Origin of the sequence: Kinneretia sp. DJ1R-11, assembly GCF_025717595.1 — a bacterium.
Taxonomy (GTDB): Bacteria; Pseudomonadota; Gammaproteobacteria; order Burkholderiales; family Burkholderiaceae_C; genus Paucibacter_A.
Window position 1 is genome coordinate 1 of sequence record NZ_JAJIRR010000048.1, and the last position, 921, is coordinate 921.

A 921-nucleotide genomic window follows, 5' to 3' on the forward strand; every position below is an offset into this window, starting at 1 on the left:
TCGTCGCGTGCCAGTTAGCTTCAACGTTATGCAGCAAGCTAGTCAATGCTTGAATGTCCGTTTTCGGTCTGGCGATCGCCACGATTTGGCGAGGAAGCCTGCCGTGATTTGCTCGGTGTCGGGATACTCTCGCATGGCGCCAGCCTGCGGCCGCAGTGATCTTGCCGGCTTTGGTCAGTCTGCGCCTTCGCTTTTCGTGGTTCGCCGTCGACCCGCAGAAGAACAACGCGCTTGCCGCCTCAGCCGTTCGCCGCGTGGGTTCAGCTTCGGTATGCTGTCGGCCAGTTCCACCGCAGTGCCCTCGAAGTGGCTCTGCATAACCGGTCGCTCGAGCCGATCGCCTGCGGCTCCGGCTCAGCTTCAACGTTAGCGCGCATGCACTCATCTTTCTTCTCGGTTGACCAGGTTCCATACTCGGAGCTACTGGCGTCCCCTGTCTGGGAGTTCTTGCCGGAGGCGTCCCAAAACGACGAAACTTGGATTCAGCCGGTGCGCAGCCTGCCAGTGTTGTCGCTGTCGAGTCGTTTGGTAGCGAGTCCAGTGCGACTCGCAAATGGACGAACAGAGCTCGCAATCTTGGGGAACATTTCTCTCAGCGATTCAATGCTGAACGAACACTTCCTCACTCTGAGCATTGTCAAACCTAGCGGCGAGCGGTTTCATTTGGCTCGCTATCACGACATTGCTTACAACAGCTCAGGGCCTGACGCACTCGCAACCTTCGTTGGCTTGAAGGTCGATGACGTGTTTCCAATCGAATATGACATAGCAACGATTGCCTCAGGGGTTCCGTCCTGCCTTCGTGGCTCTCTTCATAGTCAGCCGAACGTGCGGCTATCGCGCGCCGAACTCATTGCCATGGCGATTTGAAAATGCGCTCTAACCGGTCGCTCGAGTGGACCTGGAGCTTGAATCGGTTTC

1 protein-coding gene is annotated in these 921 nt (G+C 57.2%); it reads left to right on the forward strand.

Annotation, left to right across the window (positions count from 1 at the left end):
- The first annotated feature begins 603 nt into the window (after positions 1 to 603).
- On the forward strand, positions 604 to 870 hold the full coding sequence (locus LNV23_RS23855; RefSeq protein WP_263565241.1) for a hypothetical protein: 267 nt from the start codon (positions 604 to 606) through the stop codon (positions 868 to 870).
- Positions 871 to 921: the final 51 nt, after the last annotated feature.

What these genes read in the sequence shown, in the direction of transcription:
- LNV23_RS23855 (WP_263565241.1), top strand. Translation starts at nt 604, where the DNA reads ATGCTGAACGAACACTTCCTCACTCTGAGCATTGTCAAACCTAGCGGC.